Genomic DNA, 21,019 nt, shown 5'->3' with positions numbered 1-21,019 from the left:
TTATTTAGATAAATTTTTCACTGCTTCTTTTAAGAATGCTGTTTTACTCCAAGCTGTACCACCTTGTGCCATTGGATCCACAACGTTTACAAATACTTTCTTTTCTTTCGCAGCATTCATACTTTGCCAAATTGGATTGCTTTCAATTTCTTCTAGTACTTTCGGGTTTTTATTTTCACTTGCCTCGTATTGTAAGAAAATATAATCCGGGTTAAGTTCAGCAAGTTTTTCAAATGAAATTTTCTCTTGTGCTTTTACAGTTTTCAATTGTTCTGGAGCAGTTAGTCCAAGATCTTTATAAATGACAGGGTTAAAGTATACACCTTCAGGATATAGGAATAATTCGTTTGCTCTTAGTCTAACGACAAGTACTTTTTTGTCTTTTAACTTATCTCCTAGTTTTGCTTTTGCTTTTTCAGCGTCCGCATTGTAATCTTTAATAATCTTTTCTGCTTTATCTTTTTTACCAGTTAATTCTCCCATTAACTTTAAGTTATCCTCCCAATTTGTTGAAACGTGTGATACCGGGAACGTCGGAGCTACTTTTGTAAACTTTTCAGCTGTTTCTGCTGGGAATTTCGTACTTGATGTAATAACATCTGGTTTTAATTGAAGTAATGTTTCAAAATTCGGTTGCATTTTCTCACCAACAGATTTTGCACCCTCTAAATCTTTTTCAAGATACTTTGGTAATTTACCACCTACAGTAATCGCACCAACTGGTTTAATTCCAAGTACGGCCGCATCTTCCATTGACTCTAAACTAGCTGTCGCAATTTTATCTACTTTTGCTGGCACTGTATACTCTTTACCTAAATATGTAATTTTTCGCTTTTCGTCTTTTTTCGTTTCCGTAGCTTTTGTCTGTTGCTTTTGCTCCCCTGAAGTTTTATCCGCACTATTACATGCCGCTAACCCTACACTTAAAACTGTAACCATCCCTAACGTAAATAACTTCTTGTTCATCTTTATATATCTCCTCTCGAAACCTGTAAATAGATTATTTTTATATAAAAACTTAACTACATGAAACTTGTTCCATGCATATAATTCATTAGATTAATAATTTTATCCGGAACTCATTCTCGTTCACTTCCCCTAAACTATAATTCTTTCACACTTCATCCATTGATAACCCTTTTCACTGATAATGATTATCGTTACTAAGTATATATTTAATATGCAATTATTTCAAGAATGATTTGAAAAATTTTAACAAACTGAATTAAAAAGAAGTATCCGCCTATTATTAGCGAGATACTTCTTTTTTTAGAAATTTATATGTAATTCAACTGGGCAATGGTCTGATCCCATTATTTCACTGTTAATTTTCGCATCTGTTATTTGCCCTTTTATTCTTTCAGAGACAACAAAATAATCTAAACGCCATCCGATATTTTTCGCTCTTGCTCCCATAGGATAGGACCACCAAGAGTATGCGCCTTCCTGATTAGGATAAAGGTGACGATACGTATCAACAAATCCTTCTTCTAAAATACGTGTAAACTTCTCCCTTTCCTCATCAGAAAATCCAGGGTTTTTACGGTTACTTTTTGGATTTTTTAAATCTATTTCTTTATGAGCAACATTTAAATCTCCACAGAAAACAACTGGTTTCTTTTCATCTAATTGCTTTATATAAGTCCTGAAATCATCTTCCCATTCCATTCTGTAATCTAAACGCTCTAATCCTCGTTTTGAGTTTGGCGTGTATAACGTTATCATGTAAAAATCTTCGAATTCTAAAGTAATGACTCTTCCTTCTTGATCATGCTCTTCAATGCCTAAACCGTACGTAACAGAAAGCGGTTCTTTTTTCATAAAAATTGCCGTTCCTGAATAGCCTTTTTTCACAGCATAATTCCAATATGTATAATATCCCTCTGGATTTAAATCAATTTGTCCACTCTGTAATTTAATTTCTTGTAGACAAAATATATCTGCATTAGATTCCTCAAGGTATTCTAAAAATCCACCTTTTGCGATAACTGCACGTAAACCATTTACATTCCATGAAATTAACTTCACTTATAATCCTCCTCTTGCTGTTCACTTTCAAAGTTCATGCTATCACAAAATAGAAAAACAATCATATTTTCATCTTTGTAATCTTGCTCTTACATTTTTGAATACGTACATACGCACTTTATTCAGGTTATACTAATTTCAGAGGTGATGTTCTTTGCACAATGAAGGATTTACGTTAACAAGTGAGTATTGGCAAGCAATTATTCATAATGATTCTTCCTATGACAACAAATTCTTTTATGCTGTGAAATCAACTGGTATCTTTTGCCGACCATCGTGTAAATCAAGAATACCGAATCAAAACAATGTACGAATTTTTCTTCATGCAGAACAAGCATTGCATGAAAATTTTCGTCCGTGCAAACGTTGTAAACCAAATGGGATCACTTTACCAAATGAAGAGTGGGTAGTACAAATTAAAGAGTATATTGCAAAGCATTTTGACGAAGCATTAACTCTCGACATACTGGCGGAAATGTGCCACGGTAGTCCCTTTCATTTACAACGCACTTTCAAAAGAATAACAGGAATTAGCCCAATGGAATATATACAGCAATTCAGGATTGTGAAAGCGACGGAATATCTTTCACATACAAAGCAATCCGTTAAGGAAATTAGTACTGCTGTCGGGATAGAAAACCAAGAGTATTTCGCAACTTTATTTAAAACGAAAACTGGATTTACTCCTACTGAATATCGAAAAAAGAACGTAATGAAAGAGGGAGACAATAATGAATTCCTACAAAAATAAATCTATATATTGGACGCTACTTACACATAAAAATTGGTGCTTTCATATTGCGGCAACTGAAAATGGAATTTGTTTTATTGGATCACAAGACGCAAACTTTGAAGAACTAAATATATGGGCTAGAAAAAAAAAGCCCCAACATATATTGACTTGCAATCCAGATTACATGCAAACATATACGAAAGAAATTATCGAGTATTTAGAAAACAAGCGTGAAACTTTTACTTTCCCTATCGATGCTTACGGAACTGCTTTTCAATTATCCGTTTGGAATACGGTACGTGAAATTCCTTACGGGAAGACCTATTCTTATTCAGAAATTGCAGAAAGAATTCAAAAACCTACAGCTGTGCGTGCCGTTGCTTCTGCTATTGCCGCCAACCCTCTTCTCATTACGATTCCTTGCCATCGCGTTATAGGAAAAGATGGAAAACTAACTGGTTTTAGAGGCGGATTAGAAATGAAAAAAGAATTGCTCACATTAGAAAAATTACAGGTGGAATTCATATGACAGCAGAATATAATAACGCATTGACTTTAGCAGCTCCAAAAGAATTTAATTTCCAAGAAAACTTACGCTATCTATCACGTTCTAACAATGAATGTATGTTTCACATTGAAGATAACAAAATTTATAAAGTCATTCCTGTTGAACATGTAAACCCTTTAGTTGAAATTAGTATAAATACTGACGGAAATATTCAAATACGTTTTTTAGGAGAATCCTATAACTCTGAAAAATGGGTATGTGATGCTGTAGCTAACTATGTAATAGAGTGGTTTGATTTCACTACCGATTTAGCTCCTTTTTATACATTAGCTAAACATGATCCACTCCTTCAAGGCCCTATTCAAGATTATTATGGGCTTCGCACATTAGGTATTCCAGATTTATTTGAAGCACTTTCCTGGGGAATTATCGGTCAACAAATTAACCTCGCATATGCTTATACGCTAAAAAGAAGATTAGTTGAACAATTTGGAAGTTACGTAGAATGGAACGATAGAAAACATAGGATATTCCCATCACCTGAAACAATTGCAAATTTACATGTAGAGGATCTTAAAAAATTAAAAATGACGACTAGAAAATGTGAATATTTAATCGGTATTGCGAAGCTTATTACAGAAGGGAAACTATCAAAAGAATCGTTACCACAAACACAAGATGTAAAAATTGCTGAAAAACAATTAACCGCTATCCATGGTATAGGACCGTGGACTGCCCACTATGTTTTAATGCGCTGTTTACGCTTCCCTTCAGCCTTTCCAATTGATGATGTTGGTCTGCATAATGCAATTAAATTTATTACAGGTTCCCAAAATAAACCGACTAAAAATGAAATAAAAGACTTTGCGGCAAACTGGACAAATTGGGAATCTTATGCAACTTTTTATTTGTGGCGAGTGCTATATTAAAAAGAACCAAGTAGCACATTCGTACTACTTGGTTCTTTTCTAAGCTTGTTCTTCAAATCGTCTTGCGATTTCTACAATAACTTGAACAGCTTTTTCCATAGTATCTACCGAAACGTACTCAAATTTACCATGGTAGTTTTCACCACCAGTGAAAATATTTGGCGTCGGTAATCCCATATATGATAATTGTGATCCATCTGTTCCACCGCGAATCGGGTGAATGTTCGGTTCGATATTTAAACTTTTCATCGCTTCATATGCAATATCAACAATTTCTCTTACCGGTTCAATTTTTTCAAGCATGTTATAATATTGATCATTCATTTCTAAAACGACCGCATCTTGCCCATACTTCTCTTGCATTTGCTTCACAATATTTTCAACGTTATTTTTACGTGTCTCAAAATTTTCACGATCAAAATCTCGAATAATGTAATACGCCTTACTTTGCTCAACATCACCATTTAAAGAAAGTAAATGATAGAACCCTTCATAACCTTCCGTATATTCTGGTGCATCTTCTACCGGTAGATGCCCATTAAACTCCATAGCAAGTTTAGTTGCGTTACGCATTTTATTTTTCGCTGTTCCAGGATGTGTATTCGTTCCGTTAAACGTTAACTTAGCACCTGCAGCATTAAAACTTTCATACTCTAAACCACCTAATGGACCTCCATCCATCGTGTAAGCAAATGATGCACCAAACGCTTCTACATCAAAATGCGCTGGCCCACGACCAATTTCTTCATCCGGTGTAAATGCTACTCTTATTTTCCCGTGCTTAATTTGCGGATTATGTATTAAATAGTTCATTGCAACCATAATTTCTGTAAGACCAGCTTTATCATCTGCTCCTAGAAGTGTTGTACCATCAGTTGTAATAATCGTATGACCTTTATATGATGGTAATTCCGGGAACTGCTCTGGTGTTAATACAACATTTAACTCTTCATTTAACGTAATTGCATGACCATCAAAATTTTCATGAATTTGTGGTTTTACGTTTTTCCCTGTAAAGTCTGTTGCCGTATCTAAATGGGCTAAAAATCCGATTACAGGCACATCCTTGTCCGTATTAGCGGGAAGTGTTGCCATCACATAACCATTGTCATCCATCGTTACTTCTGTTAACCCAATTTCTTTTAACTCTTCAACTAATAACTTACCAAATTCAATTTGTCCGGGTGTTGTTGGTACTGTATGGCTTTCTTCATTTGATTGGGTATCAATTTTTACATATCTCGTAAATCTTTCAATAAGTTCTTGTTTCAAGTTCGTTCACTCCCTTTTCTGTTTCTTTCTCCATTATAATCCTTAAAACGAAATATTTTAACTTTTTTGACTGTGAAGATGTATATTTCATTTACATTGTTAACAATTTTAAACGAATGATAAAAAGACATAATATTTGTACATTAAAACCGTAACAGGTAACATACATAATTATAAAATATGGGAGGTTTTAAAGATGAGGCTAACTCTCTTTCGCTATTTTCTTTTTTTCTTAGGATTAATTTTCTTTGGCCTTGGAAACGCTCTTGCAGTCAAAGTTAAATTTCTCGGTTTGCATCCGTGGGAAGTTTTAAATATGGCCCTCTACCAAAGATTTGGATGGACCATTGGTACGTGGAGTGTCATATGTGGATTATGTCTCGTTCTCATTTCTTTACTAGTAGATCGAAAATATATAAACGTGGGCACATTTTTAAATGCACTACTTATCGGTCCTATTATGGACTTTTTCTTACAATCAAATATCCTTCCAAACGCTACTCATTATTTATGGATAAACTTACTCATCTTATTTTCCGGTATTGCAATCACAGGTATTGGGGGAGGTATGTATGTTGCGGCTGGAATTGGCGCTGGACCTCGCGATGGATTCATGCTTACTATTTCCGACAAAACGGGACTGTCTATTAGTCGTGCTAGAATCATAGTAGAATGCGTTGTATTAGTTATTGGATATATGCTAGGAGGTCCTGTTTTCATCGTAACGTTTCTATACACTTTTATTCAAAGTCCAATCTTTCAGCAATCATTTACAGTATTTCAAACACTTTTACATACTTTACATAACAAAAATAAAGAGCAAATTAATGAAAATATATAAAATACAACTGAATACCTATTGCTCTTTTCATTAACTTTCTAACAAATAATTCACCCTATTTACGATTCCCACCGCAAATAGGGTGTTTCTTTTTTTATCTCACAATATAAAAATATATACTACTCACTCACAGTAAAAGTATAGATATCGTCATAAACACAACCATTTACCCTAATCACATACTCGCCAGGTTTACTAAAACTAATTGTATATTTATTTAGCTGAATTGCTTCTTTATCTCCCGAAAGAACATCAATACTTCTACCACTCAATAAATAATGCTCACTTTGATTCATCTTTACATGAATCGCATTAACATTCTCCTCTTGCACTTGCGATGTTTCTGCAGCACTTATACTCGGTTCTAAAAAAAGTAGTCCGCTTAATCCAATTGTCCCCGCTAAAGCTACTCCCGCAAATTTCTTCATCTTTTTCATCACAATGACCTCCTTCTAAATTTAGCGCAAAGGCGATGTCTCCCCCTTACACCACAAAGCCTATATGTAACGGAATAAAAAGTAAACACGTACAACAAGACAAAATTCTACATCTTTTTCTCCTAATGCATATAAATCCAACGTTTGGAGTTTTGACACATTTAAAATTGTTTCCCTAAACCAATTCCCCCATAATTTATTCAAACACTGAATAATTACTTATTGATGTAACATTCTAAAAATAGTTGATAAAGATGCTTTCTATTCAAATAAAAAAGATTTTGCTATAAAAGTAACTTTTACAGCAAAATCCATGCAACCAATTTTATTCAGCTTTCCATAATCTCTCTACATTCATTAATTGTTCTTCTTTAAATTCCATCTTATATATATCCGGTTTTGCTGTATTCATTAAAAATTCAAGCCCATATTGCTTATCAAAATAGTTCATCATCAATGTCATGACAAGCCCATGTGTACCAATTACAATTTTGCGCCCTTGAAAACCCATTAAGATTTCTTTTAATACTTTCACTACTCTTCTCTGGCAATCCGCATATGACTCTCCTTCCGTTCGTGCAAAGTCCGGATTAGAGAACATCTTCTTTACAAGTGGATACACCTCTTTGTCTAATATAATCTGATCCTCACTTGCAAATCGACACTCTTTAAGATTTTCATATACTACTATTTCTTTTTCATAGAAATTAGCTGCCTCTTCTATCGTTAACATAGCTCTCTTATACGGACTTGAAATGAAAGTATCAATTCCCTCTGTTTTTAATATCTCAGTTACTCTATGAGTATCTAAATTTCCTTTCTCAGTTAATCCACGTGTTCTTTCATTCCCCTCTATTTTAAGTGATTCACCATGTCTAACCATGTAAATAAATGTACTCATAATTCCTCCTTAAGATTGTTTATACATCACGTTAATCTGTCCCATCCAAAAACTTAGGCGTAATCGCAATATTAATTTATTCTCCTTTAATATACTTTATACACTTTGCTAAGTTGTTCTTCTAATCCACTCTCCTACTAAACTCTCAAATAGTTCAGGCTGTTCAATTTGCAAATTATGTCCTGCCGTGTCTAACACAGCTAATGTCGCTCTTGGATAATTTTCAATCATTCCTATAATATCTTGATACCCTACTGTTATATCTTGTCTTCCAGCTAATAAAAGAACGGGTTTCTCATATTTCTTACGGTGAAAATCTATAGTAAGAGGGTAATTCTTTTGCAACCTTTCAATAAATTCATAATTAGCAACATCTAATCCTGGCTTAATTTCTTCTTTGAATCGTGTATATGTATATTCATTTGCTACCACTGCCAAATCGCAAAATTCTTCTCTTTCGATAGAAGTGAGCGTATTTAAAAACTCCTCGTCTCGTACAAGTACCTGTTTATCCGGTAAAAGTCTTTCTTTTGGTTGTGCTACAACAACAGGACATACTAACAATAATCCATTCACCTTCTCAGACATCTTTGAGAGTATCCCTCTAGCCAAATATCCTCCGTACGATTCTCCTACCAATAAGAATTTTTCAGTAGAAATAATCTCCTCAATAAATGCAATAAGTACTTCTAATATATGGTCTGAACTATTTATCCAATCTGGAGCGTTCGATTTTCCCATGCCAGGTAAATCAATATAAATTTTTTGATATCCTTCATATTTCTGAAATACTGATTCCATACATCTTTGCATTAACCTATGATCAGGGGCACACCCATGTATAATAAGGACTGGTTTCCCCTCTCCAACAATTTCGTAGTATATTTCTGCATCTTTAATTCGACATAACATTAAAAGTTCACCCTCTTTTTATAGTTTTAATGGCAACACTATCAAACCCACAAAATCATACTTTCTTATCATATTACTTCCCAGAACTTATTTTCAATTATAAATTTTCAGATTTTAAAACAGAAAGTCTTCCCTTTCGTTTTATAACTTAGAAGGAAGTCCCTTGTCATTTTATATGTAATGTTGCATCTCTGCTTGCAAATCACTAAAAAACCTTTAAAATCTAAAGGATGACTAAATATACAAATTCTATCTATATTCCTTATAAACTAAAAATTATTGAACGCAATACTTTTTCAATTTTAAGAAGTATTACACTCTTCAATTCTTTTCTTATTAGCATGCTTTTTATATGGAAATCTGATACAATCCTTAAGTAATATTATTATGTATAGATATTACGAATATGGTACGTAATTAAAGAAGGTGATTTTATTGAAATTAAATAAAAATTTACAACTATGCATATTAATTACAACATTAGTATGCTATTCAATCTATTTTATGTTTTTCTTTCTGTTCCCTACTCATTTTTCAAATTTCAATGTACGCTTCGCTTCACTCATCATTGAAGCCATTACATTTGTATCACTAATTTACTCTATATATTCTAAAAAAGTTAGTTCAAATCCTTTTTGGATATGTATCACAATAGCAATTGGTAGTTTTTTATTAGGAAAAATAGTATATACGTATCAAGATAAGTTTTTTGAGATTCCAATACATCGTTTTACTGTTTCTGATGTGTTTTACATGTTTTTTCTAGTCTTCTGCCTTATCGCTTTCTGCTATAAAATCTTAAAAGAATGCAACAAATGGGAAAAGGCATTCTTTATTTGTGATCTATGCATAGTACTCATTTCCGTATTCACATTAGAATGGTATTTATTTAATCAGCCAGATTTAAATATATTTTCCCTTTCACTGGGAGATATTTTTCTTTCCTTTCTATATCCAATTGCAGACCTATTACTTCTTCTACTAAGTGTTAGTCTCTTTTTCCGCCCAACTGTTTTTAATTCCAAACGGAAAATTTATATTTTTATTTTTGTATTAATAAGTTCTGCAACTTTTAACTATATTTACTTCTACCTATATAGCCATTTAGCAAATGATACTATAACGCTATTACGTCTTTTATATAGAGTACCTATATTACTTATCGCAATAGCTGGTTCCATTTCAGACGATTATAATAGCAATAAAAATTATTTTACTGTACACCCTAAATTAGGGAAAAAAGTTTTAGTCGTATTCCCCTACCTTGCCGTCGCAATACTAATCGGGTTTACGTTAAAAGAACAAACATCATCTTCCACTCTCATTACAGGAAATTGTATCGCTTTTGTTTTTGTACTTATTCGACATTCTATTGTGGGTATGCAAAATGCTACTCTAACAAAACGTCTACAAGCATTTAATGCTCAACTTGAAGATAAAGTTACTTTAAGGACTTCTGATTTAGTCCATAAGTCAGAGGCTCTATCTGAGAAACAGCAAAAATTCGAATCATTATATGAATATCACCCTGACCCTATTTTTACAATTGATTTAAATGGAGTGTTCTTAAATGTAAATAAGGCAGGAAGCGTCCTACTCGGAGCACCAACAAACGAGTTACTCGGTGAGACATGTTTCTCGATCATTTTAGATGAAGATAAACACAAACTGTTAACTGCATTAGAAAAAGTTAAACAACAAAAATCGGCATCCTTACAACTTAGTTCTCAATATAAAGATGGTTTTATTTATTTTTTATACGTTACCATCGTCCCTATTATGATAAATGGACAAATTTCAGGAAGCTATATTATGGTAAAGGATATTACCGCACACAAAAAACAACAAGAAGAAATAAAATATTTAGCATTCCACGATGCTGTAACGAAAATTGGGAATCGAGCCTATTTCCATAAGAAATTAAGAAAAGTTATAAAGAATGCTCAAACAATAAATAGTGAGTTCGCATTATTATATTTAGATTTAGACCGCTTTAAAGCAATTAACGATACACTTGGGCATTCGTCAGGTGATTACATATTAGAAGAAGTGGCACAGCGATTCCAATCATGTCTTCCATCACATACTTATGTATCAAGAATCGGTGGCGATGAATTCACAATCTTAATTGAAAACTATACTGACCATGATTCCTTATTCCAGTTATGTAACGAATTATTTGAAAGTATGAAAAAACCATTTGTCATACATGAACAAAAATTAAATGTATCACTTAGTATTGGTATCGCTATTTATCCACATTCTGGAATCGATGCCTCTACACTTTTGAAAAATGCTAATGTCGCAATGTATGATGCGAAAGAAAAAGAGCTTAATTCAGTCTCTATTTATGACGATGTAATCGCTAAAAAAATTGAAAGACGATTACGATTAGAGAAAGATTTACCAAATGCACTTCAAAATGAAGAATTATTCCTTTTATATCAACCTCAAGTTGACAGTGAATCTAACAAAATTATCGGTGCTGAAGCTTTGATCAGATGGAACCATCCCGAATTAGGTGTTATTTCTCCATACGAATTTATTCCTATTGCTGAAGAAACACTACAAATTATTCCAATAGGAAAATGGACATTACAACAAGCTTGTGAGCAAATGAAACGTTGGCATGTACTCGGGTATTCTCATTTAAAAATAGGAGTAAATTTATCTGCTAAAGAATTTGAACAAGAAGATTTTGTAAAGTCTATTTCATTTACTTTAGCAACTACAGGCTTACCAGCAAGTTCTCTCGATCTTGAATTAACAGAACGAATTGCAATGATGGATGAAAGAGAAACATTAATAAAACTGCGTACACTAAAAAATTTAGGAATTCACATTTCAATCGACGACTTTGGTACAGGCTATTCTTCGCTTGCTTACTTACCTTTATATCCAATCGATACTTTAAAAATCCCGAGGGAATTTATGACAATGTCTGAAACGTGTGAAGATGGAATGGAAATCATTAAAACAATCATCACATTAGCACATACATTAGAGATGTCGGTTATCGCTGAAGGTGTAGAAACGAAAGAACACGTGAATTTCCTTCAAAAAAATAAATGTCAGTTTATTCAAGGTTACTATTACAGTAAACCTATTTATTCTAATGCATTTACTAAGCTGTTAAAAAACGGTATTCGTCTATAGTATATAGCTCTATACAGAATATAATAGGCTATATAATAATGAATTTGAAAAACAAAAGGAAAGAAGATACCTTCTTTCCTTTTGTTTTTCTATTTAACTTTCTATTATTTCACCACTTCATTTATTAAATCTATTAATTGATGAATCCCCTCATCATTTGTTTTCTTATATCCATTCATGTTTTGAACATATCTCTCCTTATTTGCATATAGCCGGTTTACTGCATGTGTAAATGCACTATTACTTGCTCTGTCTTGAAGTAAAACTTCCGCATACCCTTGCCTAGAAAAATAGTCAGCATTTAAAACTTGATCCCCTCTACTGGAACCGTTAGTTAACGGGATAAGCAACATCGGTTTCTTCAAAAATAACAATTCAGAAATAGCAGTAGAACCCGCTCTGGAAACGACAACACTTGCCATATTCAATATATGCGGCAATTCTTCCCCTATATATTCAAATTGCATATAACCTTCCATGCCAATAGATGAATCTACCTTTCCTTTACCGCACATATGAACAATATTAAAACTTAATAATAATGTATCTAAACTTTTCCTTACCATATCATTTATCCACTTAGCCCCTTGACTCCCACCCATAATTAACAATACTGGCTTATCTTGCTGAAATTCACAATAACTTCTTCCTCGTAATACGCTACCTCTCTCAATTTCTTCCCTTACAATTGGTCCTACATAAACTTTTTTCTCGTTACTTACATTCTCCCCTGTATGAGGAAATGTTGTGCATAGTTTTGTAGCAAAAGGCAATGCTATTTTATTTGCTAACCCTAACGTACTGTCTGGCTCACGTATTACGATTGGTACATGATTTAACCATGCCCCTATAACTACAGGAACTGAAACAAATCCTCCTGCCGAAAAGATAACGTCTGGCTTCACTTTCTTAATTAATTTATAACTTTGTAAGCAGCCTTTTATAATTTTAAAAGGATCTTTAAAGTTCTCCCAATCCCAATATCTCCGAAGCTTCCCCGTTGAAATACTATTGTACTTAACATTTTGAACTAATAACTTTTCAATTCCATTTTGAGATCCAATATACTCAACTCCCCATCCTTTTTCCATAAATTTAGGAATCAATACCATATTAATCATAACGTGTCCTGCTGTACCGCCCCCAGTAAAGAGAATCTTTTTATTCATAACTTATATCCACCTTTATCATTAAAAATCTTGCTTTATATCAATCTATTACATGTAAGTAAACTTACTATTATTTATATAAATATTTAACTCAAATCCTATATCTTGCAAAAGATCTTTGATGAGTTCATAAAAATCATTTCCATACTCACTACATTCACACTGAGTAAAGACTTGGATTACAGGCCTAATTCCCATCTCTACTGCTGGATTTTTCCGATTAACCTTTTCCACGTATGCTCGACATTTATTTATCGCCTCATAGATGTGCAAAACATGCGCTTCTTCATCTTTCCAATCCAGCCTATCGACAATCGAAAGAAATAGTGTATTTTGATTATTTATTGCTTCATAACCATTCACATTCATATACTTCTTACACCCTTTTTTATTTTTCATTGCATGCAGATGTCACTGCACTTCGCATATTCAAGTACATCTTTTAATGATTGATGAAATTGAATTTCTGGGATCCAACCTAACTTTTTTATATCCTCTATTACTAAGCTCTCATTTGAGCTGCTTCCACTATTCTCTGTTTCTTTTATAGTAAAATGGAGCTGTGTTAATCTTTTATATTGTTCTAGTACATCTAATAAAGATCGTCTCACTCCTGATCCAATATTATATTGTTTCCCATTTATACCATTACGTAATAACACATGATACGCTTTAACCGCATCACGTACATCTAGAAAATCCCTACTATCTTTCAAACTGCTTACTTCAATAATCGCTTTACTCCTACCCGATTCTATATCTATCATTTTTTTTGCGAGAATCGAACAAATGCCATTCGATTCTCCTGGACCAATTAAGTTTGAGGGCTTTGCAATGATAATATTTGAATCCATTAATCCGCCCCAAGCCTCTGCAATAAGGACTTGCATCGTTTTACTTAAACTATATGGATTTGAAACTTTTATGTTATTCATACTATCTGCTTGCAATGCAGATCCTATAACTAATGTTTTACAATGCGAAGCTTCCTGCTTAATCGCTTCTAATAAATACAAAGTCCCTATTACATTAATCTCCATGTATTCAAGAGAAGCTGTCCAAGACTCTATAACTGAATTTCTTCCTGCTAAATGCAATACATAGTCTGGTTTTATTTGTTTCATTACCTTCATTACTTCGCTCTTATTAGTTAAATCACAAGTAATACTATTTCCGATGTTTTCTCTATGTGGACGGTTTTGAAACATAGGAATTACATGAAAGCCCTGCTCTAAAAAATATTGGCAAGCATGTCTACCTGTGAAACCATTTGCACCAGTTATTAAAAGGCTTGCATTTTTTTTCATCGTAGAAATCCTCCCTTTAATAGCATTTGTTTCACCTCATCTTTTGCAAGTAAGTCTTGTTGAGAACTAAAACTCTTCACATCCACAAGCGGATAACTAGCATAATATTCTTGAAGTCCCTCTATAGGAATAGTCGGTAGTACCACAAAATAATTTTGATCAAAACTTATACTTGTTTTACTCTCTACTTCAGATAAAAGCATTTCACTTAATTTTTCACCTGGCCTTATCCCTACTTCTTTTATCTTCACGTATTCTTTTTTCGAATCTTCGATCAACACCTTTGCTAAATCTGTAATTTTACATGCCGGCATTTTCATGACAAAGATTTCCCCTCCTCTTCCGTCAAATGCTGCTTTAAATAACAACCGAACAGCATCTTCAATCGTTAAGAAAAATCTAGTCATATTTACATCGGTAATTCCTATTTGTGAAGACTTCTTAATTTGCTTTTTAAAAAGCGGCACTACACTTCCGCTCGTCCCTAAAACATTTCCACCACGAACACAAATGAATTTTGTTTTCTGCGTTTGCACATTCGCATGAACCATTAATTTTTCACCAATTGCTTTTGTCATCCCATACGTATTTGATGGATCCGCTGCTTTATCTGTTGAAACATATATAACTTTCTCAACTTGCATCTGGATAGATGCTTCAATTACATTTTGCGTACCATGTATATTTGTTTTTATAGCTTCATAAGGATAATACTCACATACTGGAACATGTTTTAAAGCTGCAAGATGGAATACATAATGTACATCTTGGCAAGCATAGACGAGTTGGTCTTTATCACGAATATCTCCAATGATAAATTTTAATCTAGTTTCATTTATAAACTGTTGCTGCATTTCAAACTGAACCGTTTCATTCCTTGAAAAAACTCTAATTTCTTTCGGTGATTTTTCTAATAATTGTTTTATAAGTTCATGTCCCCACGAACCTGTACCACCAGTAATTAAAATTATTTTATTAAGCATTTCTTTTCCTCCTGCTGTACATTTCATAAAAATTGTATTTATTAAAAGCTATTGAATTATTTTCAATTGATTCAAATCATAATTGTCATTTGTTACATTAAATTGACAAAATAAAAAAACAGAAACTATTAAGCATAGTTTCTGTTTTTTATTTCGCTTCATAACGGTAAGATTTTTTATACTATTTGCATGATAAATAAATTCCTTGTAAAAAACACCGCTCATTTATTTCTTATACTCGTAATAAAATAAAGTGAAACTTTATTTAGTGGGGGGACAGCCCGACCTCCACTGAACTTCTTTGCTTCCGCTGAATTTTGAGGTGGGGATCTTACTGCCCGGCAAATAGCGGGATAAATAGAATGATTCATAGCCAATAATCACGTTTAAACTTATGAAAAAGGGAGGTAACGGAATGGACCGAAGCAATTCAAATCATACATATAACGGACCTTCCAAAGCACTGCCTCTCTCCCTATTTGATGTAAAAAATGAATTGAAACAAAAAAGCAAACTCATTCATTCTGACACCATGTATACATTAACGAAAGAAGAGCAATTCATCATCAACAATATAAAAATACAGACAGAACAACTAAATAAAAATAATGTTACGAGAACACGCGCGTACTACCAATTTTACATTCGATATCCAGAAATACATTGGGCACTACTTGGACATATGGTATCACGTAACGGTGGTTGGAATATGACTGATTTAAAAGGAGACTTATATACGAAACTTTTATCAGAGAAAGATCAAATTACATTTTTTTCTTTTTTAGAAAGAGGGAATTGGCTCATTTTTCAAGATGTATATCCTCAATTTTTACTTTATGAACAAAGTGTTAAAAAAGCAAAAAAGCTATTTCATCTTCTCCCTCACCTAAATGTTTCTACATTTATGGAAACGATGTGGAACGATTTTTGGAAAACTGGGAACAAAAAAACATTAACAATCGCAACTATTATTAATGAGCAAAACTACTTAGAAAAAAGAGTGATTCAAAATGCACACTTTCAAAAGACCGTACTCAATAGTATCGGATTTAAACTCTTTGATTTCTTTCAGTTTAATCATATCCTTTTCCCTTTCTACGAAAATAATACAAATCAAAAAACTTTATTAATTGGCGATACAATGAAACATTTTACTTCCTTGCATGAACGAATCTTAATTGGAAAAAGGTTGTATTCATTATTATTTCGAGATACACATATTTTATCTCAAATCATATATTGGGCCGAGCATCATCCACATACAGGCTCAAGGAAAGATTACTGGCCTCATTTATTTTCAAGTGTAAATGAATCTTTTTCCCGTGAGTTTTATAAACGCCGAATAAAGAAATGCCAGTTGCGTAGTGGCGCATATCGTATATACAGCCCTGCACTCATCTATGCATGGCGAGATATGAAGCATGAAGAAGTTGAAAGTGAAGATTGGTTTACGGACTGGCAAGTTGTAAATTACTTAGTGGATAAGGAGGAAAATATGAATGGAAAAATTACAGAAGACTACTGCAAAACACTCGAAAAAATTGAACTGGCAATTCTCGCAAAGAAAAATGTCCTCCTTCGAGAAGAAGAATAATTTTCTAGCATTAACAGTTACAATCTTACTCTCTTCAATTATCGGAACTTACTTAGATGCTTTCTTTGTCCATAAGCACATATATTTCTTTCCAGTTAGGCCCTTCCCATCCATATTTTCAGTTAACATTGGCTTTACGTTGTTTGTACTACCGATTTTAACAATCATTTTCATACAAATTTCAAAAACATTATCTGCCGTTTCTAGAACTATATTTATTATTTCCATAGGTATTTGTGCTAGCATTTTTGAACAAGTTGCTGAAGGTTTAGGTTTATTTATACATAGTGCAGACTGGAACCATACATATTCTTTATTTGGTTATATGGTGTTCCTTTCTTTTATTTGGAAAGTATATAATTGGATACAAAAATAAAGAGACCATTATAGGTCTCTTCTTAAGCATACTCTTCAGTTACTGCTAATGGTGCAAACGTTTGAAGACTTTTAGAACGTAAACGATAGGCAACAACTTTCTTCTTATATTGCCTTATTACATCAACATGTTCTTCATAACTATATATCGATAACGTAATTACTCTTTTTCCTTTTTTCGTTTCAATGATTATCGGCGTGCCTTCACCTTGTGGCGGAAAATAATGTTTATCTAAAAATAAAGCCTCGTTAAAATCATTTATAACTTGCAGTTTCATTTCGCCCTCTATATTCTTTCCATCTAGCGATACAGTCGTATGTTCTTCATCAAGTTTTTGATGTAATTCAAATCTACTAATAATGGATTCTACAACAGAAGTTGGCATACTAGAAACTAGAACTTTAATGGCACCAAAAATAAATAATGTAACTATAAACCATGTTGTCACTTTTATCATCTCCATACATTTTAAAATAAGTAGCATTATACTTCTTATTACAACTTTTAAAATATAAATTTCGTTCCATAAGGTATTAATATACTAATGAGTATTCCTGTTACAATCATCGTTACTGAACCGATAGTCGCTTCTTTCTCGCCTTCCTTCACGAGTCGACTCACACCGATAATATGTGATGCGCAACCCATCCCCACTCCTTTTCCAATCGTACTTGTTATCCGGAAAAACTTAAGTACTGTCGGTCCGATAATAGCACCTGTTATTCCTGCAACAACTACAAAACTAGAAGTCATAGTTGGAATACCACCAATTTGATCCGCTAATGAAATGGCAATTGGCATTGTCGCTAATTGCGGAAGAGTTGTTAGTATAAATTCCTTATCTATATTCAAAATCCCACCAATCACTACATTCATACTCGTTAAAGCCACTATACCTATCAATACGCCAATAAGTATCGATAAAAAGTTTTTCATAAGTATCTTTCGTTCTTTAAATAGAGGTATGGCTAACGCTACAATTGCAGGACTCAAAAAGCCTGAAAGAACGTCCCCACCATTTTCCTTATACTCATGATGAGAAATGCCAAACATCAGAAATAAGCAAATCATAGTTGCTGTAACTGTTAATACTGGTAACATAAATGGAAACGTATATTTTTTATACAGCTTTGTCGCAAATAAATATATGACTACAGTAATAAGTATTAAGACCATTTGAATCGTGCACCTTGTCGATTTTATTTTTTGAATGTTACTAATAATTGACTTACATACCCTGAAACAATCAATGTTACTACCGTACTTGCAACAACTAAAAGGAATATAATACTTCCTTTACTTAAAAGAAAAGATCCATATTCCATTAATCCTGTTGTCGAAGGAATTAAAAATAACGGTAAAAATACGATTAACTTTTCTGCCCCTAACTCAAACCACTTTAATGGAAAAATACGAGTAGAAAGGAGTAGAAACAGCATTAACATTCCTATTAAACTTCCTGGCATCGATAGATGGAATATTCCCTGAATCCACGTACCAGCTAAGCTAAACACATATAGCACGCCTACTTGAAGTAAAAGCGTCACATACTTCATTTCTTCCCCTCATTCCAATATTACGCATCACTATTATGAAATTTCGTTTAGCGTTTCCGCAAACCTCGTAATTCCAAGTTGGATTTGTTCTACATTTACTCTCCCAAAAGTAAAACGAATATATTCACTTTTAGAACCTAAAACACTTCCAGGGACAAATGCTACACCATTCCGTATAGATTCACCTAATAAATGATATTCATCAAACGTTCCTTGTACTTTGCACCATACATGTATTCCACCCTCTGGAACAAAAAATTCAACGCGGTCCCCTAATATTTCTTCAAGCTTTCTAATTAACTCATCTCTTCTTTGTTTCAATTGTCCACGAAGCATTGTAATATGCGTATGAAAATCTTCTGATTCTAAAAATTGATTTGCTACCCACTGTGTAAATACACTATGACCAAAATCAACTTGTTGCTTCGCATCTGCTAAACGTTCTATTACGCGCGTAGGACCAATTACCCAGCCAATACGTAATCCTGACGCAACAATTTTTGATAATGAACTTATATAAAGAACATTCCCATTCTGATCCATTGATTTTAATGTTGGATTCACTTCTCCATTAAAAGAAGTTAAACTATATGGATCATCCTCTACAATCGGTATACCGAATTCAGAAGACAGTTCTAAAATCTTTTTACGCCTCGCTAACGAAAGCACAGTGCCCGTCGGATTTTGATAATCCGGATTCAAAAACACCATACGAATACGATGCTTTTTGTGCAAATCGATTAAGTCATCTGGATTCATTCCATGCTCATCAACAGGTAAATGGAATATATTTAAACCGGCCGATTTAAACATGGGAAGCGAGAAACAATACGAAGGATCTTCAATTGCAATGGCATCGCCCGGTTTTAATAAGCATTGAACGATAAGATTAAGTGCCTGTTGTGCTCCAGATGTAATCAGAATCGAGCTTGATTCTGATTCAATTTGTTTGTATTGCTGAACATGTACTGCAATTGTTTTTCTCAACATCTCATTTCCAAGTGGATGGTCATAACCGAGGTTTTCCATAAATGTTTTCTCCGACAAAATCGTTCGAAATCTATCGCTCGGAATTAATTCTGGTGACAATTCTCCACTCGCTAAATTAATTAAGTCATCTTTTTGTGTTTCCGTTCGAATTTGTTGAACAAGTGGTACGTTAGGTAAGAACGATCCATCCTCAACGTACCTCCCCCAGTTCGGTATTCGTTTATGTGACACACCCCATATGTCTGTATTCACCCGAGTTCCGCTTCCTTTTTGCCGTTCTACTACTCCAAGTGATTTTAACTCTTCATATGCAGCTACTATTGTGCTCCGGTTCACTTGTAATTCCTTTGCTAGCATACGCTCAGAAGGTAACTTGCTATCAGAAGGAAATTCACCTGAAGAAATACCCCTTTCAATATAATCAGCAATTTGTTTATATACGGGTGTCTTATCTGCACGATTTGGTTTCCATTCCATCTAGTTCCCTCCTCTCAAAACGAACTATCCTTTACTCATTAATAACAGTATTTACTGTAACAATCGTATTAATTAAGCGCATGATTTAAAAATGTTTCTACCGTCATATTAAAGCTAGTTGGCTGCTCTAAATAAGGTAAATGTCCACTATTTTCAAACTCAATGAAAGTCGTATTTTTTAAATGTATTTCAAACTCTCTTACATATTTCTCAGGGACAAAATCATCATTTCCCCCTCTTATTATTAAAACAGGACATGAAACATTTGCAAGAAACGGTCTCTGATCATAATCAACTAATTCAGCAAATAATCTTTGAATATGCAATGGGTTAATAGACTGTAAAGATTGATAAAATCCCCGGACAATCCCTTCATTATCTGCTACTCCCATCGCCTTCAATAATGTATCCGCCCATGTTTTTCCGTTATCCTGTAAGCTAAGTAAATCATATACTTCAAGTCGCTCTTTACGATCCTTTAGTTCCAAATAAGGAAATGCATTTACAACAATTAAGCTAGAAACAAAGCTTGGATATTGTATAGCAAAATCAATTCCTACTCTAGCCCCTTTTGAAAGACCACAAATGACTACTTTTTGTAGCTTTAAATAATTGCATAACTCATACAAAACATTTGCGTATTCTTTAAAGTTAATTTCTAGTCCTTCAGATTTCCCATGCCCAGGTAAATCTATTGAAATCACTGTCCAATTCCCCTTGAAATATCGCCTTTGATATAACCAATTATTTGCGTTTCCTCCAAGACCGTGTAAAAACAATATGACGGGACCCGATCCTTCTATATTATAAAAAACCTTTCGATTCTTATATTCAAAATACATATTCATCA

22 protein-coding genes are annotated in these 21,019 nt (G+C 33.5%); 7 read left to right on the top strand and 15 right to left on the bottom strand.

All coding sequences use genetic code 11. From position 1 onward, the window contains the following. Both A6J74_RS25935 and A6J74_RS25930 read right to left on the bottom strand, forming a co-directional pair. Positions 1-966: an iron-hydroxamate ABC transporter substrate-binding protein gene (locus A6J74_RS25935; RefSeq protein WP_001035500.1), complete on the bottom strand. Its 966-nt coding sequence runs from the start codon at positions 964-966 to the stop codon at positions 1-3. Positions 967-1,269: 303 nt separating this feature from the next. Beyond that, positions 1,270-2,028, bottom strand: a complete 759-nt coding sequence (locus tag A6J74_RS25930) for an exodeoxyribonuclease III (RefSeq protein ID WP_080609627.1) — start codon at positions 2,026-2,028, stop codon at positions 1,270-1,272. Positions 2,029-2,182: 154 nt separating this feature from the next. Here A6J74_RS25930 and A6J74_RS25925 point away from each other — a divergent pair, with 154 nt between their 5' ends. The 3 genes from A6J74_RS25925 to A6J74_RS25915 are packed head-to-tail and all read left to right on the top strand — an operon-like array spanning position 2,183 to position 4,198. Beyond that, on the top strand, positions 2,183-2,779 hold the full coding sequence (locus tag A6J74_RS25925) for a bifunctional transcriptional activator/DNA repair enzyme AdaA (protein WP_000551292.1): 597 nt from the start codon (positions 2,183-2,185) through the stop codon (positions 2,777-2,779). Beyond that, entirely contained in the window at positions 2,760-3,290 is a 531-nt protein-coding gene (locus tag A6J74_RS25920) for a methylated-DNA--[protein]-cysteine S-methyltransferase (RefSeq protein ID WP_001089819.1), read from the top strand. Before A6J74_RS25925 ends, A6J74_RS25920 begins: the two co-directional genes overlap by 20 nt. Beyond that, positions 3,287-4,198, top strand: a complete 912-nt coding sequence (locus tag A6J74_RS25915; protein ID WP_000123492.1) for a DNA-3-methyladenine glycosylase 2 — start codon at positions 3,287-3,289, stop codon at positions 4,196-4,198. The genes A6J74_RS25920 and A6J74_RS25915 overlap by 4 nt, the downstream gene beginning before the upstream one ends. Positions 4,199-4,237: 39 nt before the next feature. Here A6J74_RS25915 and pepT read toward each other — a convergent pair whose 3' ends face one another. After that, positions 4,238-5,470: a peptidase T gene (gene pepT, locus A6J74_RS25910; RefSeq protein WP_000807008.1), complete on the bottom strand. Its 1,233-nt coding sequence runs from the start codon at positions 5,468-5,470 to the stop codon at positions 4,238-4,240. Positions 5,471-5,666: 196 nt separating this feature from the next. Between pepT and A6J74_RS25905 the strand changes: the two genes are divergently transcribed. After that, the gene (locus A6J74_RS25905; RefSeq protein ID WP_001241268.1) at positions 5,667-6,311 is read left to right on the top strand and encodes a YczE/YyaS/YitT family protein; all 645 of its coding nucleotides are present in this window, start codon (positions 5,667-5,669) and stop codon (positions 6,309-6,311) included. A gap of 119 nt (positions 6,312-6,430) precedes the next feature. Here the strand turns inward: A6J74_RS25905 and A6J74_RS25900 are convergent, their stop codons facing one another. From A6J74_RS25900 to A6J74_RS25890, 3 genes are all read right to left on the bottom strand, one after another. Beyond that, positions 6,431-6,748, bottom strand: coding sequence for a hypothetical protein (locus A6J74_RS25900; protein WP_000738320.1), 318 nt, complete (start codon positions 6,746-6,748; stop codon positions 6,431-6,433). Between the two features lie 325 nt (positions 6,749-7,073). Next, complete coding sequence (locus A6J74_RS25895) at positions 7,074-7,649, bottom strand: histidine phosphatase family protein (protein WP_000102868.1); 576 nt, start codon at positions 7,647-7,649, stop codon at positions 7,074-7,076. Positions 7,650-7,757: 108 nt separating this feature from the next. Further along, on the bottom strand, positions 7,758-8,561 hold the full coding sequence (locus tag A6J74_RS25890) for an alpha/beta fold hydrolase (protein WP_000882567.1): 804 nt from the start codon (positions 8,559-8,561) through the stop codon (positions 7,758-7,760). A 435-nt stretch (positions 8,562-8,996) separates the two neighbouring features. On the opposite strand from A6J74_RS25890, the gene A6J74_RS25885 reads away from it, so the two are divergent. After that, the gene (locus A6J74_RS25885) at positions 8,997-11,717 is read left to right on the top strand and encodes a sensor domain-containing protein (RefSeq protein WP_000773577.1); all 2,721 of its coding nucleotides are present in this window, start codon (positions 8,997-8,999) and stop codon (positions 11,715-11,717) included. A 104-nt stretch (positions 11,718-11,821) separates the two neighbouring features. Here the strand turns inward: A6J74_RS25885 and A6J74_RS25880 are convergent, their stop codons facing one another. Genes A6J74_RS25880 through A6J74_RS25865 form a run of 4 tightly spaced genes read right to left on the bottom strand, consistent with a single transcriptional unit; the run spans position 11,822 to position 15,176 of the window. Next, positions 11,822-12,886: an undecaprenyldiphospho-muramoylpentapeptide beta-N-acetylglucosaminyltransferase gene (locus A6J74_RS25880; protein WP_001035077.1), complete on the bottom strand. Its 1,065-nt coding sequence runs from the start codon at positions 12,884-12,886 to the stop codon at positions 11,822-11,824. Positions 12,887-12,934: 48 nt separating this feature from the next. Then, positions 12,935-13,285, bottom strand: coding sequence for a DUF6572 domain-containing protein (locus A6J74_RS25875; RefSeq protein WP_002104803.1), 351 nt, complete (start codon positions 13,283-13,285; stop codon positions 12,935-12,937). Then, complete coding sequence (locus A6J74_RS25870) at positions 13,282-14,193, bottom strand: SDR family oxidoreductase (protein WP_000739100.1); 912 nt, start codon at positions 14,191-14,193, stop codon at positions 13,282-13,284. Before A6J74_RS25870 ends, A6J74_RS25875 begins: the two co-directional genes overlap by 4 nt. Beyond that, positions 14,190-15,176, bottom strand: a complete 987-nt coding sequence (locus A6J74_RS25865) for a UDP-N-acetylglucosamine 4,6-dehydratase family protein (protein WP_000932618.1) — start codon at positions 15,174-15,176, stop codon at positions 14,190-14,192. Before A6J74_RS25865 ends, A6J74_RS25870 begins: the two co-directional genes overlap by 4 nt. 415 nt (positions 15,177-15,591) lie before the next feature. Here A6J74_RS25865 and A6J74_RS25860 point away from each other — a divergent pair, with 415 nt between their 5' ends. Beyond that, positions 15,592-16,770: a DUF2515 domain-containing protein gene (locus A6J74_RS25860; protein WP_000376157.1), complete on the top strand. Its 1,179-nt coding sequence runs from the start codon at positions 15,592-15,594 to the stop codon at positions 16,768-16,770. Further along, a complete protein-coding gene (locus A6J74_RS25855; protein ID WP_033661972.1) occupies positions 16,745-17,146 on the top strand; it encodes a CBO0543 family protein in 402 nt (133 codons plus the stop codon). Before A6J74_RS25860 ends, A6J74_RS25855 begins: the two co-directional genes overlap by 26 nt. Before the next feature lie 22 nt (positions 17,147-17,168). On the opposite strand, the gene A6J74_RS25850 is transcribed toward A6J74_RS25855, so the two are convergent. The 5 genes from A6J74_RS25850 to A6J74_RS25830 form a co-directional block, all read right to left on the bottom strand. Then, entirely contained in the window at positions 17,169-17,594 is a 426-nt protein-coding gene (locus tag A6J74_RS25850; protein WP_000214609.1) for a YfmQ family protein, read from the bottom strand. A gap of 56 nt (positions 17,595-17,650) precedes the next feature. Next, positions 17,651-18,322, bottom strand: coding sequence for an LrgB family protein (locus A6J74_RS25845; protein ID WP_000242990.1), 672 nt, complete (start codon positions 18,320-18,322; stop codon positions 17,651-17,653). Between the two features lie 23 nt (positions 18,323-18,345). After that, positions 18,346-18,702, bottom strand: coding sequence for a CidA/LrgA family holin-like protein (locus tag A6J74_RS25840; protein WP_000878481.1), 357 nt, complete (start codon positions 18,700-18,702; stop codon positions 18,346-18,348). Positions 18,703-18,735: 33 nt separating this feature from the next. After that, entirely contained in the window at positions 18,736-20,169 is a 1,434-nt protein-coding gene (gene pdxR / locus A6J74_RS25835) for a MocR-like pyridoxine biosynthesis transcription factor PdxR (RefSeq protein WP_000454969.1), read from the bottom strand. 68 nt (positions 20,170-20,237) lie between these two features. Next, on the bottom strand, positions 20,238-21,011 hold the full coding sequence (locus A6J74_RS25830) for an alpha/beta fold hydrolase (RefSeq protein WP_002048821.1): 774 nt from the start codon (positions 21,009-21,011) through the stop codon (positions 20,238-20,240). Positions 21,012-21,019: the final 8 nt, after the last annotated feature.

The sequence above is a fragment of the Bacillus sp. FDAARGOS_235 genome, from assembly GCF_002073415.2.
Classification (GTDB): domain Bacteria; phylum Bacillota; class Bacilli; order Bacillales; family Bacillaceae_G; genus Bacillus_A; species Bacillus_A toyonensis.
The sequence above is the reverse complement of the archived record's forward strand: the minus strand, read 5'-3'. Positions and strand labels throughout refer to the sequence as shown.

Bases quoted from the DNA above. Each gene is read 5' to 3' on its own strand.
- A6J74_RS25935 (WP_001035500.1), bottom strand. From the start codon at position 966: ATGAACAAGAAGTTATTTACGTTAGGGATGGTTACAGTTTTAAGTGTA.
- A6J74_RS25920 (WP_001089819.1), top strand. From the start codon at position 2,760: ATGAATTCCTACAAAAATAAATCTATATATTGGACGCTACTTACACAT.
- A6J74_RS25915 (WP_000123492.1), top strand. From the start codon at position 3,287: ATGACAGCAGAATATAATAACGCATTGACTTTAGCAGCTCCAAAAGAA.
- A6J74_RS25905 (WP_001241268.1), top strand. From the start codon at position 5,667: ATGAGGCTAACTCTCTTTCGCTATTTTCTTTTTTTCTTAGGATTAATT.
- A6J74_RS25900 (WP_000738320.1), bottom strand. From the start codon at position 6,748: ATGAAAAAGATGAAGAAATTTGCGGGAGTAGCTTTAGCGGGGACAATT.
- A6J74_RS25895 (WP_000102868.1), bottom strand. From the start codon at position 7,649: ATGAGTACATTTATTTACATGGTTAGACATGGTGAATCACTTAAAATA.
- A6J74_RS25890 (WP_000882567.1), bottom strand. From the start codon at position 8,561: ATGTTATGTCGAATTAAAGATGCAGAAATATACTACGAAATTGTTGGA.
- A6J74_RS25880 (WP_001035077.1), bottom strand. From the start codon at position 12,886: ATGAATAAAAAGATTCTCTTTACTGGGGGCGGTACAGCAGGACACGTT.
- A6J74_RS25875 (WP_002104803.1), bottom strand. From the start codon at position 13,285: ATGAAAAATAAAAAAGGGTGTAAGAAGTATATGAATGTGAATGGTTAT.
- A6J74_RS25870 (WP_000739100.1), bottom strand. From the start codon at position 14,193: ATGAAAAAAAATGCAAGCCTTTTAATAACTGGTGCAAATGGTTTCACA.
- A6J74_RS25865 (WP_000932618.1), bottom strand. From the start codon at position 15,176: ATGCTTAATAAAATAATTTTAATTACTGGTGGTACAGGTTCGTGGGGA.
- A6J74_RS25860 (WP_000376157.1), top strand. From the start codon at position 15,592: ATGGACCGAAGCAATTCAAATCATACATATAACGGACCTTCCAAAGCA.
- A6J74_RS25855 (WP_033661972.1), top strand. From the start codon at position 16,745: ATGTCCTCCTTCGAGAAGAAGAATAATTTTCTAGCATTAACAGTTACA.
- A6J74_RS25845 (WP_000242990.1), bottom strand. From the start codon at position 18,322: ATGGTCTTAATACTTATTACTGTAGTCATATATTTATTTGCGACAAAG.
- A6J74_RS25840 (WP_000878481.1), bottom strand. From the start codon at position 18,702: ATGAAGTATGTGACGCTTTTACTTCAAGTAGGCGTGCTATATGTGTTT.
- pdxR (WP_000454969.1), bottom strand. From the start codon at position 20,169: ATGGAATGGAAACCAAATCGTGCAGATAAGACACCCGTATATAAACAA.
- A6J74_RS25830 (WP_002048821.1), bottom strand. From the start codon at position 21,011: ATGTATTTTGAATATAAGAATCGAAAGGTTTTTTATAATATAGAAGGA.